Raw genomic sequence first — 15,330 nt, 5'->3', positions numbered from 1 at the left:
TTGCCCAGCGGCGTCCTGGTCAGCGCGTTGCTGCGCCGGGTGAACGATGCCGGGGGGATCGGCATGATGCTCGCCAGGGGCAATGATCAGGCTGGCGCGATACTGATCATCGCGTTGGAAAATGGGCAAAATCCTCGCATATTGGAACGAGGGATCGGGCCCGAGGGCGCCGTTACGCTGATTGAGTCAGCACGACAAGTAATTGATAATCCATCGGAAATAACGGCTTATTGGAAACGGCGGCGATCGCGAGATCCGGATTTATGGGTTATCGAACTGGATACCCCGTTCGCGGAACGGTTCGCCGCTGAAACGATCCTCGACGATTGACATTGTTGCGCCGCACAAAGATAGCGTCTCCACTGTCAATGCGTTGTGTCGATGCGGGTGCGATCCGTTCGATTACGCAGTCGGGGGGCAGCCCGGACGATCGCTCCATTCGAGCCGGTTGTTCCGCGCACCAACCGCATAGTTCGAAGATTGAATGTCGTTTTTTCAACGCGCCGCCACTCTCGCGGCGATGTCGCTCGGAATCGCCGGACTTATCGGCGTCAGCACCCCGGGCTTCGCCTTTGAACTGGACCGCACGATAAACGTATCGTCGCTCATTCCGGTTCCATTGCCTGCTCAGATTCCGGCCACCGCGCCCCAATCTGCGCCAGACTCCATTCCTGCCGCTCCCGCCACCGCTGCCCAAGATTCTGCGCCCGTCGTCACGACCGATGATGTTGAGTATGCGAGCCTTGATGCCGCCGTTGCCGACCAGGACGCACCCGCGACCATCGACGGCGATCTCCGCTGCATGGCCAGCGCGATCTATTTCGAATCCAAGAGCGAGCCGCTTGCCGGTCAGCTCGCCGTTGCCGAAGTCATCCTCAACCGCACCAAGTCCGGGCGCTTTCCGAAGTCGGTCTGCTCGGTCGTGACTCAGCGCGGACAATTCTCGTTCGTGCGTGGTGGTCATATTCCGGCGGTTGCCAACAATAAACAGTTCCGCACCGCGGTCGCCGTGGCGCAGGTCGCCATGGCTGATCATTGGGACAGCCCCGCTGCCAATGCGCTCTATTTCCATGCTCGCCGCGTCGCGCCGGGCTGGCGGATGAGCAAGGTCGCATCGATCGGAAACCATGTTTTCTATCGCTGAGGCGTACTGAGGCAAAGCCCTTGGGGCTTTATTCCGTTCGCTTAATGTTCTAGATCGGGAGGATGCTGCAGCGTCCTCCCGATTCCTGTATCGACGCCTCCGGATCCGCCCCTGACCCTGGGCTGTGTGCCGCCGATGTCGCACGCGGCACGACACGGATGCTGTTGCGGCACGATCTTGTCGCGATGAGCGAGGTATCGCTCGATGGCGGCCGCCGTGCCGATCTGATGGCGATCGATTCACGTGGCCAGATTATCATCGTCGAGATCAAGGTATCGCGTGCCGATTTGCTCGGCGACGGCAAATGGACCGATTATCTCGGTTGCTGCGACCGTTTCTACTGGGCGCTCCCGGCGGGTTTCGACGTGACGCCACTTGATGGAGCGGCATTTCTGCCCGAGCGAACCGGAATCATCATCGCCGATCGCTATGATGCGGCGATCGTGCGCGAAGCGCATACCGACCCACTTTCCGCCGCGACGCGCAAGCGCTGCACATTGGCGTTCGCGCGTCGTGCGGCGCGACGGCTGATCGGCGTGATCGACCCTGAGGCCGAGATTATAGCCTGAGCATGTTGCGCTGGCGGTTCAGAGTTTCGGCCCTGAAACTGCCTGACGTGGCTTTTTCGGCGTTTCGTCGATCAGTTTAGCCATGATCTGCGACCTCTTATCGTCATGCGCATAATCCCGCGCCGACATGCCAGCGAGCAGGTCGGGCTGATCGGGGTCGGCGCCGGCGGCGATCAAGCTGCGGGCCGTGGCCACGTCGCGGCGCTGAACCGCGAGGATCAACGGCGTCTCGCCGCGTGAATTGCCGAGATTCACATTGGCCTTGGCCGCGATCAGGATATCGACCAGCGCAGGCTGACCGCCATTCACGGCGAGCGCCAGGGGCGTGTTCCCGTCGCCATCACGCAAATTCGGATCGGCCTGTTGCTGCAACAGGAAGCGCAGATACACCGCATCCCCGCGCTTGACGACGATGTGGAGCGCGCCCTCGCGAGTCCCGATATCGCGCGTGTTGATGATGCGGCTACCCGGCTGGTTCAGCATCTTCAGCACGTCGTCGCCCTTGCTGTCGCGCACGGCTTGCAGAAATTTATAGCTTTCGGATTGCTGCTGCGCGTGCGCGGTGCCGGTGGCCATGACGGCAATGGTCATGAGGGATGCGGCGGCGGCCAGCGCGATCTGCTTCAAACGAACGGTCATCGTGTCGTGCCGACCCTTGTTATACGGTGATGTAATGCGGCGATGGGCAATCAACCCAACTTGCGCGCATCGCCTTAACAGATCATGGCTGGCCACGCTATGAAACTGATCGCCCGCGCCGCCGCCGCGCTCCTGATCGCGACCCTCCCCGTCGCCTGTTCGCCATCCGCACCGGCACGCGCCCCGCTCGAAGGCGCGACCATCGGTGGACCCTTCACGCTGACCGACCAGGACGGGCGTCAGGTCAGCGACACCAGCTTCAAGGGTAAGTATCGTATCGTCTATTTTGGCTATACTTTCTGCCCCGATGTCTGCCCGGTCGATGTGCAGAATCTCGGTGCCGGCCTGCGCGCGCTGGAAAAAAGCGATCCGACGCTTGGCGCCCGGATCGTGCCGATCTTCATTTCGGTCGACCCCGAACGCGATACGCCGCCGGTTCTCAAACAGTTCGTCAGCGCTTTTCATCCCCGCATGGTCGGTTTGACCGGCAGCCCTGAGGCAATCGCCAAGGTCGCGAAAGAATTTGCGATCTATTACAAGAAGGGCGATCCGGCGCCGGGCGGCGGTTATCTGATGGACCATGCGCGCGTGGCGTATCTGATGGATGCGGACGGCAAGCCGCTCGCGCTGCTGCCTCAGGATGGCAAACCCGATGCGATCGCCGCCGAGATCAAGCGCTGGGCCCGATGAGACGGGTCATATGAGCGGCGCGTTCTGGGAAGATACGCCACTCGAACAGCTTGACCGTGGGCAGTGGGAGGCTTTGTGCGACGGGTGTGGCAAATGCTGCATCCACAAGCTCGAGGATGAAGAAACCGGCGAGCTGATCCCGACCAATGTCGCATGCAAGCTGCTCGATCGATCAAGCGGACAATGCTCCAATTATCGTCATCGCCATGCCTTTGTCAGCGAATGCGTCCGGCTGACGCGCGACAATGTGCACGACATCGACTGGCTACCGGAAACCTGCGCCTATCGGCTGCGCGCAGCGGATGAGCCACTGCCACGCTGGCATTATCTGGTCTGCGGCGATCGCGATGCGGTGCATCGTGCGGGGGAGTCGGTACGCGGCTGGACCATTTCGGAGGTCGATGCGGGCGAACTGGAGCATCATATCGTCGATCGGCGCCTATGATGTGGCTATGATGGAGGGGCTGTGACGGCATCGGTCGAAGTCATCCGCAACGCCCGCGCGCGCCGTGCCAAATTGTCGGTCGATCCGGCGAGCGGGCGCGTTCGCCTGACTTTGCCGCCGCGCGCGCCTTTGAAAGAGGCACTGCGTTGGGCCGAGGAGCAAAGCGGTTGGGTTGAAGCGCAACGGGCGAAACTGCCGCAAGCGCGTCCATTCGCGCCCGGTGCGGAGATTCCGGTCGATGATGCGGCCTTGACGATCGACTGGCACCCCGATGCCCCACGCCGGGTGGTCCGGGATGGGCAGCTATTGCGCTGCGGCGGATCGCTCGATGGCTTGTCGCGACGGATCGAGCTCTGGCTGAAACGGGAGGCGTTGCGCATCCTGAGCGTGGAAACCGCCGAATTCGCCGCGCGCGCCGGGGTTGGCGTGACCAGGGTGGCGATCGGCGATCCGCGCGCGCGCTGGGGCAGTTGCGCTTCGACCGGCGTCATTCGTTATAGCTGGCGGCTGATCCTGGCGCCCGCGTACGTGCGCCGATCGACCGTCGCGCATGAGGTCGCGCACCGCGTGTATATGCACCATGGACCCGAATTCCACGCACTGGCCGATGCGTTGACCGAAGGCGATCCGGCGGCATCGCGTGTATGGCTGCGCGCCAACGGCGCCGCACTTCACTGGTTCGGGCGGCTTTCCTGAGGTCGCGCACGCGGTGCCTCCGGTGGAGGTGCCGCGGAGGGCGCTCTGTTGGGACCCGAATTTGGCCGCGGAGGTGGCTGGTTGCGATCGAGCACGCGGTCGATCCAGTCCTGGTCGAGCCGTTCGGGCTTCGCTTCGGATCCCTGCCCCGGCGGTAAGGGCTGACCATCGGCATCGACCTGAGAACCATCACCCGGATTGGGTGCCGCGCCCGGTTCGACCGGGTTGCCATCCGCATCGACGAACAGGCTGTTATCAGCCTCGCCGAAATAGGATTCCTCATCCGGCTCGAGCTGCCATTCGGGCAAGGTGACCTGCGTTTCAAACTGTTCCACCGGTCGATTGGCGACGGCGACCTTCATGAAGGCGGCAAAGGCCCGGGCCGGCGCGGTGCCGCCCTGCAGGCCAGGCACGACCTTGGCATCGTCGCGGCCCATCCATACGCCAGTGGTCAGTCCGCTGGAGAAACCAACGAACCAGCCATCCTTGTTCGACGATGTGGTGCCGGTCTTGCCCGCGACGGGACGGCCGATCTGGGCCGCCTTGCCGGTGCCGGTATTGACCGCGGTCTGCAGCAGGTCGGTCATCTGTGCCGCGACATAGGGCGCGACCAGCACCTGGCTGCGATCGACTTGCTGTGCGTAGATCGTCACGCCCTGCGCGGTGACCTTGGTGATGCCATAGGGGGCGACCGCGACGCCCTTGTTCGCCACGCTGGCAAAGGCCCGGGTCATGTCGATCAAGCGGACGTCGGACGTGCCGAGCACCATCGCCGGATGGGTATCGACCGGGGTGGTGATGCCGAAGCGGCGCGCCATGTCGGCGATCGTGCTGAAACCGACTTCCAGTCCGAGCTTCGCGGCGATGGTATTGACCGAATAGGCAAAGGCGGTGCGCAGCGTCATCTCGCCGCGATTGGCGCCCGAAGAGTTGCGCGGGGTCCAGCCCTTGATCGTGACCGGTTCGTCGACCAGCTTGTCTTCCGGCTTGTGACCCGCTTCAAGCGCGGCGAGATAGACGAACAGCTTGAAGGCCGATCCCGGCTGCCGCACCGCCTGGGTCGCGCGATTATAATTGGATGAGACATAATCGGTGCCGCCGACCATCGCCCGGATCGCACCGTCGCGGTCGATCGTGACCAATGCACCCTGGGCATTTTTGGGCGCGTTGGCGCGAATTGCCGAATCGGCGGCGCTCTGCATGTTCAAATCGAGCGTCGTCCACACTTCCAGGGGACGCTCCGTCTCATCGATCAGCACTTCGAGCTGCGGCAAGGCCCAGTCAGTGAAATAGCGTACGCTGTTCTGCTTGGGTTCGGGCGCAAGCGAAACCGACGATGGATTGGCGCCGGCCGCCTGGGCGGGGCTGATTTTGCCGGTTTCCTGCATCAGCTTGATCACCACGCCGGCGCGACTGATTGCCGCTTCCGCATCGGCGGTCGGCGAATAGCGTGACGGGGCCTTGACCAGTCCGGCGATGACAGCGGCTTCGTTGAGGTTCAGCGTATCGGCACCATGGCCGAAGAAGCGGCGCGATGCGGCATCGATGCCATAGGCGCCACCGCCGAAATAAACCTTGTTGAGATAGAGTTCGAGGATCTGATCCTTGCTGAACTTGCGCTCGATGGCCAGTGCGAGGATCGCCTCGCGCACTTTGCGGCCGAAATCATATTTGTTCGACAGGAAGATCGTGCGCGCGACTTGTTGCGTGATGGTCGAGGCGCCCTGCAGCCTTTTGTCGGTCCCGCGATTGGCCAAAGCGAGTTTTACCGCGCGCAACACGCCGACGGGGTCGACGCCGGGATGCGAACGGAAGCGGCGATCCTCGACCGCGACCATCGCATCGCGCATCACCGCCGGAATCTTGTCGTAGGACAGCCATTCGCCGTAGCTCGGCCCAAGCGACACGATGACCGTCCCGTCGGCGGCATGGACGCGGATCATCTGCCCGTTGGGTGAGGATTTCAATTCCTCGTAACTGGGCAGTTGCGAACGCGCGACATAGACCGCGATGACCAGGGCAATCAGCGCGAGAAAGGCGAGCACGCCCAACACCTGCAGCGTACGGACGAACCGACGACGCCAGGGCGAGGACAATTTGGGCTTGGATCTGGTGGCCATGAAGCTGCCCGAGATTACGCGTTAATCATGCGGCTCACAAGCCGCCACGGGAAAGCTCTGATCCGTCAGCCTAGTCTTTCCATGCCCAGTAGAGCTGAGCCGGTGGCAGGTTCCACCATTCCATCGTGTGCTCGACACGCGGGATATAGGGCACGATGAAATCATAGCATTTTGGCGAATATTGATAGACCAGGAAGGCGCCGCCAGGCCGCAGCACATCGGCGGTGGCCGCCCCGATCGCGTCCCCGACACCGGCGGGCAGGGTCGAGAAGGGCAAGCCCGACAGGACATAATCGGCATGATCGAAGCCATGATCGGTGATGATCTGACGGACATCGGCGGCCGATCCATGCACCACGGTGAAACGCGGATCGACGATCTCATGGCGCAGATAGCGGACGAAATCGGGATTGGTGTCGATTGCGATATATTTCGCGTCGGGGCCAAGCTTCTCGAGCACCGACGGGCAGAAAGTGCCGACGCCGGGGCCATATTCGACGAACAATTTCGTGTTCTGCCAATCGACCTTGGACAGCACTTTGCGGACCAGTTTGCCCGACGAGGGGAAGATTGCCCCTACCATCACCGGATGCTTGAGAAAGCCTTGCAGGAACATCCCCATGGGCGAGGGGACGCCTGCGGCGCGAAGGCGCCGACGGCGTTGAGCGGCGGTGGATGCTGGCATCATGATCCTGTTCATAAAGGAAAGACGGTGTGTTTGGATCACCCGTCGCAAACTTGTAACGAACATTCAAGCGATCGGGTTGCGTATGGTGTCCAACCAGGGTTGCACACCCCTCGGATTCGCTTAAGCGAGGCGCATGCACGACGACCGGACCGGGCAGATCGCGGTCATCTTCCTGTCGCGCCGCACCGATGCGGACGATGCGGGATATGGCGAGGCGGCAGAGGCGATGGAAAAGCTGGCAGCGCGCCAGCCGGGCTATCGTGGCATCGACAGCACGCGCGGGGCCGAAGGGCTGGGCATTACGATCAGCTATTGGGCGGATGAGGAAAGCGCATTGGCATGGCGTGCCAATCCGGAACATAGCGCAATCCGCAACACCGGGCGTGAGATCTGGTACGAAAGCTATGAAGTGATCGTCGCTCGTGTCGCGCGCAATTACGCCTGGGCGCGACCGTGAAGGCCGGCACGCCGGTCAACCGCGACTTCATCCTGCTGTTCCTCGTCATGCTGACCATCGCGGCGGGGAATACCGCGCTGCAATCAGTGCTGCCCGCGCTGGGCCGGTCGTTGAAGGTCCCCGACAGTGCGGTGGCCGCCGCTTTTTCGGTTTCGGCGCTGCTTTGGGTGATCTCCGCCCCCTTCTGGGCCAACCGCTCCGACCGCCACGGGCGACGCGCGATGATCCTGCTTGGGGTCGGTGGTTTCACCATTTCGCTGCTGCTGTGCGGGGTCATGCTGACGGCGGGCATCAATGGCTGGATCGGTGGCACGGCGGCATTCCTCGCCTTCATCGTCGGGCGGCTGATTTATGGCAGCTTCGGATCGGCGGCGCCGCCGGCCGTGCAAGCGCTGGTCGCGGGGCGTACGAGCCGTGAAGAACGGACTCGTGCGCTCACGCTGCTCGGATCGGCGTTCGGCCTTGGCACTATCCTCGGGCCGGCGATCGCACCCTATCTGACGCTCGGCCATATCGGCGGAATCGATATCGGGCTGGCCGGCCCCGCCTATTTCGGCGCGGCGTTCGGCGCCTGCATTTTCCTGGCGGTACGCCGGATGCTGCCCAACGACCTGATCGCGGAACCGGGCACTCATGGCGCGGCCAATGCCTATCCGTCGATCGGCGGACAAGCGAGCGGCGCGAGCGTCACTGCTGCGACTCATGTCTCGGGCGAACGGGTCGGCTATGCTGACCCGCGGATCCGCGCCTGGATGATCATGGGCCTGGTGATGGGCCATGCCCAGGCAATGACCGGCCAGGCGATCGGCTTCCTCGTGATCGACCGCCTGCATGTCGCGCCGATCGAGGCGTTGCAGCCGACCGGCATCGTACTGATGATGGGCGCGGGGTCGTCACTGCTGGTGCAATGGGGGCTGATCCCGCTGCTCAACCTGACGCCGCGGCGGCTGGTGCTGGCCGGCTTGCTGATTGCCGCGGTGGGAACCGCGCTGACCGGGGTCGCCGACTCGCTCTATGGCATTGCGCTTGCCTATGCGATCGCATCGGCCGGGTTCGGCCTGATCCGACCCGGCTTCACCGCCGGATCGTCGCTCGCCGTCGGACCGGAGGCCCAAGGGTCGGTTGCGGGCAAGGTCACCTCAGTCAATGGCGCATCGTTCGTGCTAGGCCCGTCGATCGGCGTCGGACTTTATGAGGCGCAGCATTCGCTGCCTTATCTGACCGCGAGTGCCGCGCTGTTGATCCTGATCTTCTACGCCTGGCGGAGCCTGAAAACGCCGCCGATGCTGGACGAGGCTGAGGCCTAATCGGCGACGACCGCAGCGGCCCGGCGCGTGCGGATTGACGTGCCGACGGCATAGATCGCCAGCGCGATCCAGATCAGCACAAAGGCGGCAATCTGGGCCGCGTGCAGTTTTTCGCCATAGACGAACACTGCGAGCGTCAGCTGCAGGGTTGGTGAGAGATATTGCAGCAGCCCGAGGTCGGAATAGCGTATGCGTTTCGCGGCGGCGGCGAAGAGCAGCAAGGGGAGTGCCGTCACCACACCGCTCGCCGCCAGCAATGGCCAGCCCGGCCCCCCTGTCGTCAGTGTTGTTCCCGCCAGCATCAGCCAGGCGAGCGCCGCCGGCGCAAGGATCGACGTTTCGACCAGCAATCCGTCGAGCGCGTCGACTGGAGTCATCTTGCGGATCAGGCCATAAAAAGCGAAGGTGAAGGCCAGGATCAGTGGAATATAGGGTAGGCCGCCTTGCCAGATGGCGAGAAAGGCGACCGCTGCGCCGGCGAGCGACACCGCCACGGTTTCGATCCGGCCGAGCCGCTCGCGCAGGATCACCACGCCAAGCACGACATTGACCAGTGGATTGATGAAATAGCCAAGGCTCGCCTCGGCGACATGGCCGCTATTCACCGCGATGATGTAGAAGAGCCAGTTGAGGCCGATCAGCGATGCCGATGCGCTCAGCGCAAGCAGCAGACGCGGCGTCCGTACGATCCGGTACAAGGCTGGCCCATGACGCAATCCCACCGCCAGCACCGTGAGCAGCAAGAGCGACCATAGGATACGATGCGCGAGGATATCCGGCGCAGGCAGCGGATGGAGCAGCTTGATGAAGCTCGGCAGCAAGCCCCAGATCGCATAGGCTGCGATGCCGAATGCGATTCCGGGGTTGATCTTCCTGCCGCCTGTCACCGATCCCGCCAAAGGAGGGTGCGGATGGTCGGTCAATCGGTTCCCTTCGGGCCGCGCGGATGCAACTGGCCGGGCGAGATGAAGCCGATCGGCTGCAGCGCGGCGGCGTCCTGCTTCAGCCGCGAGGCCATCTGCTCATAATCGCGTTCCATGTCCGGCGTGACCGAGGCACGCGATTCCTCCAGCGCTTCCTCGAAATGCGCCATCGATACCTGGGTGATGCTGAGCGACTGGCGCAGCGCGACCAGGCCGGCACGGCGCACCAGATCCTCGAGATCCGCACCAGTGAAGCGATCGGTCCGTTCGGCGAGCGAATCGAGATCGACGTCATCGGCGAGCGGCATCTTGCCGGTCTGGATCGCCAGGATGCGGCGGCGGCCATCCTTGTCGGGCACCCCGACATAGATCAGCTCGTCGAACCGGCCAGGGCGAAGCAAGGCCGGGTCGATCAGATTGGGCCGGTTGGTCGCCCCGATCACCACGACCGATTGCAATTCCTCCAGCCCGTCCATTTCCGCGAGGATGGTGTTGACCACGCGTTCGGTCACTTGCGGCTCGCCCAGCCCGCCGCCGCGTGCCGGGACCAGCGAATCGAGTTCGTCGATGAAGATCACGCACGGCGCGACCTGGCGCGCGCGGCTGAACAGTTTGGCGATCTGCTGTTCGCTTTCGCCATACCATTTGCTCAGCAGGTCGGACGATTTGGTGGCGATGAAATTCGCCTCCGCCTCGCGTGCGACAGCCTTGGCGAGCAAGGTCTTGCCGGTGCCGGGCGGGCCGTAGAGCAGGAAGCCCTTGGCCGGGCGGATGCCGAGGCGGCGGAATGCGTCGGGATCCTTGAGCGGCAGCTCGACACCTTCCTTCAACCGCATTTGCGCCTTGTCGAGCCCGCCGACATCCTCCCAGCGGACGCGTGGCGCCTCGACCATCACCTCGCGCATCGCGCTCGGCTGGACGCGTTTCAGTGCATCGAGGAAATCCTCGCGCGTCACTGCCAGCGTATCGAGCACTTCGGGCGGAATCGTGCCCTCGGCAAGGTTAAGCCGCGGCATGATCTTGCGCACCGCTTCGATCGCCGCCTCGCGCGCCAGCGCGGCGAGATCGGCACCGACGAAACCATAAGTGGTGCGGGCAAGCTCACCAAGATCGACCTTGTCGCCAAGCGGCATGCCGCGCGTGTGGATCCCGAGTATCTCGCGGCGGCCGCGTTCGTCGGGCACGCCGACGACGATCTCGCGGTCGAACCGACCGGGCCGCCGCAAGGCCTCGTCGATCGCTTCGGGGCGATTGGTCGCGGCGATGACCACGACATTGGCGCGCGCTTCCAGCCCGTCCATTAGCGTCAGCAGCTGGGCAACCAGGCGTTTTTCCGCTTCGCCCGACACCTGGCCGCGCTTCGGCGCGATCGAATCGATCTCGTCGATGAACACGATCGACGGTGAAGCCTTGGCCGCTTCCTCGAACACCTGGCGCAGCTTGCTTTCGGACTCGCCATAGGCGGATCCCATGATCTCTGGACCATTGATCAGAAAGAATTCGGCGGCACTTTCATTGGCGACGGCACGCGCCAGGCGCGTCTTGCCGGTACCGGGCGGCCCATGCAGCAACACCCCCTTGGGCGGATCGACGCCAAGGCGCTGGAACAGCTCGGGATAGCGCAGCGGCAGCTCGACCATTTCGCGCAACTGGTCGATCGTCGGACCCATGCCGCCAATATCGTCATAGGTGACGTCGGCGCGGCGCGCTTCCTTCGGCTCCTCATATTCGGGACGCAGCTCGATTTCGGTATTCTCATCGACATGCACCACGCCCTTGGGGCTGGTCGCGATCACCGACAGGCGGATCTCCTGCAACGCATAGGCCGGTGCGCGAAGGAATTGCTGTACGCCCGGCGGCATATTGTCGACGCGCTGCTGGCCGGCGGTCGCTACGACATCGCCCTGGCACAGCGGCCGGCCGAAAAAGGTCCGCTTCAATGCGTTGGACGAGCCTTCGAGGCGAAGATTCTGCTGCGCGGGGGCAAAGACGACGCGAGTGGCCGGCTTGGATTCGACCTTGCGCACTTCGACGAAATCGCCTGCGCCCGCGCCGGCATTGGCGCGCTGCAAGCCGTCGATCCGAATGATCTCGAGCCCCTCATCCTCCTGGTACGGCGCGACGGCGCGCGCCGGCGTGGTGGATTTCCCGACGATCTCGATCACATCGCCTTCGGCGAGGCCGAGCGCGGCCATCAAGGCGCGCGGAATATGCGCCAGGCCACGACCGCTATCTTCGGGTCGGGCATTGGCGACTTGCAATTTGTGGACCGGTGATTCGCTGTCGGCCATGAGATTCCCTCGCAAACGCGCTGTTCAGCGCGAGAGATAGGGCGCAGGTTCCGGCAATGCGAGAGTTAAGGCGGGATCGTCGGGCATGAGTGCGACGCTTTTCATGCGGTGTGGGCCACCAAGCCATTGAAAAGACAAAAAAAGGGCCGACCCCGGAGGATCGGCCTTGAAAGTTTTAGGAGAGGATGCCTGAAAGGCACCGTCTTTTTGCACCGGCTCAGTTTATTGTGCAAGTGCGAAAAGAGCAGTGATAGATGCGTTTCATGCAACTACTGCTAGCCAAACTACGAGGGGGGATGATAGGTTTCGAGTATGGGGTATATGGTGCAGTGCACAATCGAGCGGAGCTTTCATGCGTAGATTGCCACCCCTGACCGCGATCGAGGCCTTTGTTCAGGTCGCGCGGCTGGGATCGATCAAGGCCGCTTCGGCCGAACTGGCACTGTCGCCGCCGGCGCTCAGCCGGCGTGTGCAAGCGCTCGAACGTTTTATCGACAAGCCCCTGTTCGACCGTCGCCATCAGGCGGTGGTGCTCAATGCCGATGGCGAACGGCTGCTCGCGCAGATCGCCCCGGCGATCGACAGCCTGTCGGATGCGGTCGAGGCGATGATGAGTGGCAGCGACGTGTTGCGGTTACGGCTCGGCATCCTGCCCTTGTTCGCTTCGCAGCGGCTCTTTCCAAAGCTCGCCGAATTGCGCGCGAAGCATCCCGAATTGCATCTCGATATCGATACTGCCGGGCACGGTGTGCTGCGGCTTGGCGATGGGCTCGATGCGGTGATCGCGCTGGCGCGCGATATCGATCCCGGGCTCTATGCCAAGCGGCTCGACCGCAATTCGGTCTATGTCATCGGCGCGCGTGCGCTGATCGAGGGCGACAATCCGGTCACTGACCCGGCGCAGTTCCGCACGCTGACCGCGCTGGTCCATCGCGACATGCCCGATACGTTCAGCGCCTGGCGCCAGGCGGCGGGGCTTGGCGACCTCGAACCGCTGGCGATCGACCATTTCGATTCAGGGCCGCTGATGCTCGAGGCCGCCGCGCAGGGGCTCGGCATCGCCTTCATGCACGAAAGCCATTTCGAGGATGCGCATGACGACCGGCTGGTGCGGCTGTTCGATATCGAGGTCGAGAGCCCGTATAGCTACTGGTTCGTATGCCGCCCGCGCGCGCTCGCGCTGCGGCCGGTCAAACTGTTTCACGACTGGCTGATCGAGGCGGTCGCGGAGAAATAGGGGCCGTGAACGGGGCAGGCCGCGTGGCGGCCCCGTTCCGGAATTCTGTTATTCGGCGCGCATCGACACGATCTTGCCGGGTTCGCGCGGCGGCTCGCCCTTGGGCAGCGCATCGACATGCTCCATGCCGTTGGTCACTTCGCCCCATACGGTGTACTGGCCGTCGAGGAAGCGGGCATCGTCGAAGCAGATGAAGAACTGGCTGTTGGCCGAATTGGGGCTTTGCGCGCGCGCCATCGAGCAAGTGCCGCGAACATGCGGCTCCTTGGAGAATTCTGCCGGCAGGTTCGGCTTGTCCGATCCGTGCATGCCGGTGCCGGTGGGGTCGCCGCCCTGCGCCATGAAGCCCGGGATCACCCGGTGGAACACGACGCCGTCGTAAAAGCCGTCATTGGCAAGCTCGGCAATGCGCGCGACATGCTGCGGGGCGAGGTCGGGGCGAAGCTTGATCGTCACGGTGCCGCCATCGAGCGTCAGCGTCAGGGTTTCGGGGGTATCGGCCATGGGGGGCTCCTGAAAGGGGAAACCCGCGCCCTAGCGATCTGCGGCACGGCTGGCAAATTGGCGCTGCCGTCGACCGGTACCGCCGCGGCCGACAAAGCCCGTCAGCTGGATTGGCATTATGGCAAGGCGGCGTTAGACGGCAATGACACCGGGCGCGCCGTTTAGGCAGGCCGTTTTCCAGAGGGGAGGTCCAGCATGAACGAGACCGACCTGAATTCCGTCGAGGGTGAGCTGGAAACCGGCCAGCTCGACGAGGATGACCGGCTCAAGCCCGAATTCGTCCGTGCCGTGCTCGATGCGGTCGAAGCGGGTGACGACGAAGCCGCACGGTCGCTGGTCGAACCGCTCCATCCCGCCGATATCGCCGATCTGTTCGAACTGACCCCGAACGAACGCCGCGGCGACCTGGCCAAGGCGATCACCGATTTGCTCGACGGCGACGTGTTCGCCGAAATGAATGATTATGTCCGTGAGGACCTGATCGATTCGCTCAGTGCGACTCAGGTCGCCGACATCGCTTCGGAACTTGATACCGACGACGCCGTCGCAATCATCGAGGACATGGAGGAGGACGACCAGCGCGCCGTGCTCCGCGCGCTCGACCCCGACGATCGCGCCGCGATCGAAGAGGCTTTGTCCTATCCGGAGGAATCGGCCGGCCGATTGATGCAGCGCGAACTGATCGCGGTGCCCGAACATTGGACCGTCGGCGATGCGATCGACTATCTGCGCGGCCATGAGGAACTGACGACCGATTTCTGGGAAATCTTCGTGGTCGATCCGGGGCACAAGCCGGTCGGGACGTGCCAGCTGTCGTGGATCCTGCGCACGCCGCGTACCGTCTCGATCGGCGATGTGATGAAGCGCGAACAGACGCTGGTCCCGGTCGATATGGACCAGGAAGAGGTTGCGCTGCGCTTTCAGAAATATGCGCTGATTTCCGCTGCGGTGATCGACGCGGGCGGGCGGCTGGTCGGCATGATCACGGTCGACGACATCGTCCATATTATTTCCGAAGAAGCCGGCGAGGATATTCTGCGCCTGTCGGGCGCCGGCGAAGGCGACATCAACGAGCCGATCGCACTGACCGTGCGCACCCGCATCACCTGGCTGGTCGTCAATCTCGGCACGGCGATGCTGGCGGCCTCGGTGGTCGGGCTGTTTCAGGGAGAGATCGCCAAATTCGCGTTGCTCGCGGTGCTGATGCCGATCGTTTCGGGCATGGGCGGCAATGCCGGTACGCAGACCCTGGCCGTGGTGGTGCGTGCGCTCGCGACCAATCAGCTGACCAGTTCGAACACCGCACGGATGATCCTGCGCGAATTCCGGATCGCGGCCGCCAATGGCGCGATGCTTGGCATTCTGATCGGCATGGGCACCTGGCTGATCTTCGGCATATCCGACCTGGCGATCGTCATCGCCATGGCGATGGTGATCAACAATCTTGTCGCCGGCCTGTCGGGGGTACTGATTCCGGTCAGCCTCGAGCGCGCCGGGGTCGATCCGGCGGTCTCGTCGGCGGTATTCGTGACGATGATGACCGATGTGATGGGATTCTTCTGTTTCCTGGGCCTTGCCACGCTGTGGGGGCTTGGCGGCTAGCCGCTTCGCGCCCATTTC

The 15,330-nt window shown here is 63.4% G+C and carries 16 protein-coding genes; 10 read left to right on the top strand and 6 right to left on the bottom strand.

Annotation, left to right across the window (positions count from 1 at the left end):
• The 3 genes from OO12_RS05815 (at position 1) to OO12_RS05805 (ending at position 1,713) form a co-directional block, all read left to right on the top strand.
• Entirely contained in the window at positions 1-330 is a 330-nt protein-coding gene (locus tag OO12_RS05815) for a DUF1491 family protein (RefSeq protein WP_327196000.1), read from the top strand.
• A 154-nt stretch (positions 331-484) separates the two neighbouring features.
• Positions 485-1,144, top strand: a complete 660-nt coding sequence (locus tag OO12_RS05810) for a cell wall hydrolase (protein ID WP_034157714.1) — start codon at positions 485-487, stop codon at positions 1,142-1,144.
• A gap of 62 nt (positions 1,145-1,206) precedes the next feature.
• Complete coding sequence (locus OO12_RS05805; RefSeq protein ID WP_034157713.1) at positions 1,207-1,713, top strand: MmcB family DNA repair protein; 507 nt, start codon at positions 1,207-1,209, stop codon at positions 1,711-1,713.
• Between the two features lie 18 nt (positions 1,714-1,731).
• Here the strand turns inward: OO12_RS05805 and OO12_RS05800 are convergent, their stop codons facing one another.
• The gene (locus OO12_RS05800; protein WP_034157712.1) at positions 1,732-2,352 is read right to left on the bottom strand and encodes an ankyrin repeat domain-containing protein; all 621 of its coding nucleotides are present in this window, start codon (positions 2,350-2,352) and stop codon (positions 1,732-1,734) included.
• Positions 2,353-2,436: 84 nt separating this feature from the next.
• On the opposite strand from OO12_RS05800, the gene OO12_RS05795 reads away from it, so the two are divergent.
• Genes OO12_RS05795 through OO12_RS05785 form a run of 3 tightly spaced genes read left to right on the top strand, consistent with a single transcriptional unit; the run spans position 2,437 to position 4,183 of the window.
• Positions 2,437-3,042 carry an SCO family protein gene (locus OO12_RS05795; RefSeq protein ID WP_034157711.1) on the top strand — a complete coding sequence of 202 codons (606 nt, stop codon included), beginning with the start codon at positions 2,437-2,439 and terminating at the stop codon, positions 3,040-3,042.
• 10 nt (positions 3,043-3,052) lie between these two features.
• Positions 3,053-3,487, top strand: a complete 435-nt coding sequence (locus tag OO12_RS05790) for a YcgN family cysteine cluster protein (RefSeq protein ID WP_034157710.1) — start codon at positions 3,053-3,055, stop codon at positions 3,485-3,487.
• Between the two features lie 21 nt (positions 3,488-3,508).
• Positions 3,509-4,183: a M48 family metallopeptidase gene (locus tag OO12_RS05785; protein WP_034157709.1), complete on the top strand. Its 675-nt coding sequence runs from the start codon at positions 3,509-3,511 to the stop codon at positions 4,181-4,183.
• On the opposite strand, the gene OO12_RS05780 is transcribed toward OO12_RS05785, so the two are convergent.
• Together OO12_RS05780 and OO12_RS05775 are read right to left on the bottom strand one after the other, a co-directional pair.
• A complete protein-coding gene (locus OO12_RS05780; protein WP_034157708.1) occupies positions 4,159-6,303 on the bottom strand; it encodes a transglycosylase domain-containing protein in 2,145 nt (714 codons plus the stop codon). The two genes, OO12_RS05785 and OO12_RS05780, sit on opposite strands and share 25 nt — an antisense overlap.
• Before the next feature lie 70 nt (positions 6,304-6,373).
• Positions 6,374-6,988, bottom strand: coding sequence for a class I SAM-dependent methyltransferase (locus OO12_RS05775; protein ID WP_034157965.1), 615 nt, complete (start codon positions 6,986-6,988; stop codon positions 6,374-6,376).
• Between the two features lie 136 nt (positions 6,989-7,124).
• On the opposite strand from OO12_RS05775, the gene OO12_RS05770 reads away from it, so the two are divergent.
• A complete protein-coding gene (locus OO12_RS05770; protein WP_034157707.1) occupies positions 7,125-7,448 on the top strand; it encodes an antibiotic biosynthesis monooxygenase family protein in 324 nt (107 codons plus the stop codon).
• Between the two features lie 47 nt (positions 7,449-7,495).
• The gene (locus OO12_RS05765) at positions 7,496-8,755 is read left to right on the top strand and encodes an MFS transporter (RefSeq protein ID WP_082006389.1); all 1,260 of its coding nucleotides are present in this window, start codon (positions 7,496-7,498) and stop codon (positions 8,753-8,755) included.
• Here the strand turns inward: OO12_RS05765 and rarD are convergent.
• Entirely contained in the window at positions 8,752-9,678 is a 927-nt protein-coding gene (gene rarD / locus OO12_RS05760) for an EamA family transporter RarD (RefSeq protein ID WP_235364692.1), read from the bottom strand. The two genes, OO12_RS05765 and rarD, sit on opposite strands and share 4 nt — an antisense overlap.
• Entirely contained in the window at positions 9,675-11,969 is a 2,295-nt protein-coding gene (locus OO12_RS05755; protein WP_034157705.1) for a CDC48 family AAA ATPase, read from the bottom strand. The genes rarD and OO12_RS05755 overlap by 4 nt, the downstream gene beginning before the upstream one ends.
• A 352-nt stretch (positions 11,970-12,321) precedes the next feature.
• Between OO12_RS05755 and OO12_RS05750 the strand changes: the two genes are divergently transcribed.
• On the top strand, positions 12,322-13,206 hold the full coding sequence (locus OO12_RS05750) for a LysR substrate-binding domain-containing protein (RefSeq protein WP_034157704.1): 885 nt from the start codon (positions 12,322-12,324) through the stop codon (positions 13,204-13,206).
• 48 nt (positions 13,207-13,254) lie between these two features.
• On the opposite strand, the gene OO12_RS05745 is transcribed toward OO12_RS05750, so the two are convergent.
• Complete coding sequence (locus OO12_RS05745) at positions 13,255-13,710, bottom strand: peptidylprolyl isomerase (protein WP_034157703.1); 456 nt, start codon at positions 13,708-13,710, stop codon at positions 13,255-13,257.
• Positions 13,711-13,905: 195 nt separating this feature from the next.
• Here OO12_RS05745 and mgtE point away from each other — a divergent pair, with 195 nt between their 5' ends.
• Positions 13,906-15,312: a magnesium transporter gene (gene mgtE / locus OO12_RS05740; RefSeq protein WP_034157702.1), complete on the top strand. Its 1,407-nt coding sequence runs from the start codon at positions 13,906-13,908 to the stop codon at positions 15,310-15,312.
• Positions 15,313-15,330 lie beyond the last annotated feature (18 nt).

The organism is Sphingomonas sp. ERG5 (assembly GCF_000803065.1).
Lineage (GTDB): Bacteria > Pseudomonadota > Alphaproteobacteria > Sphingomonadales > Sphingomonadaceae > Sphingomonas.
The sequence above is the reverse complement of the archived record's forward strand: the minus strand, read 5'-3'. Positions and strand labels throughout refer to the sequence as shown.

Coding starts and splice junctions, on each gene's coding strand:
- OO12_RS05805 (WP_034157713.1), top strand. CDS start 1,207: ATGCTGCAGCGTCCTCCCGATTCCTGTATCGACGCCTCCGGATCCGCC.
- OO12_RS05765 (WP_082006389.1), top strand. CDS start 7,496: ATGCTGACCATCGCGGCGGGGAATACCGCGCTGCAATCAGTGCTGCCC.
- OO12_RS05800 (WP_034157712.1), bottom strand. CDS start 2,352: ATGACCGTTCGTTTGAAGCAGATCGCGCTGGCCGCCGCCGCATCCCTC.
- OO12_RS05750 (WP_034157704.1), top strand. CDS start 12,322: ATGCGTAGATTGCCACCCCTGACCGCGATCGAGGCCTTTGTTCAGGTC.
- OO12_RS05755 (WP_034157705.1), bottom strand. CDS start 11,969: ATGGCCGACAGCGAATCACCGGTCCACAAATTGCAAGTCGCCAATGCC.
- OO12_RS05780 (WP_034157708.1), bottom strand. CDS start 6,303: ATGGCCACCAGATCCAAGCCCAAATTGTCCTCGCCCTGGCGTCGTCGG.
- OO12_RS05775 (WP_034157965.1), bottom strand. CDS start 6,988: ATGCCAGCATCCACCGCCGCTCAACGCCGTCGGCGCCTTCGCGCCGCA.
- mgtE (WP_034157702.1), top strand. CDS start 13,906: ATGAACGAGACCGACCTGAATTCCGTCGAGGGTGAGCTGGAAACCGGC.
- OO12_RS05810 (WP_034157714.1), top strand. CDS start 485: ATGTCGTTTTTTCAACGCGCCGCCACTCTCGCGGCGATGTCGCTCGGA.
- OO12_RS05795 (WP_034157711.1), top strand. CDS start 2,437: ATGGCTGGCCACGCTATGAAACTGATCGCCCGCGCCGCCGCCGCGCTC.
- OO12_RS05790 (WP_034157710.1), top strand. CDS start 3,053: ATGAGCGGCGCGTTCTGGGAAGATACGCCACTCGAACAGCTTGACCGT.
- OO12_RS05770 (WP_034157707.1), top strand. CDS start 7,125: ATGCACGACGACCGGACCGGGCAGATCGCGGTCATCTTCCTGTCGCGC.
- OO12_RS05745 (WP_034157703.1), bottom strand. CDS start 13,710: ATGGCCGATACCCCCGAAACCCTGACGCTGACGCTCGATGGCGGCACC.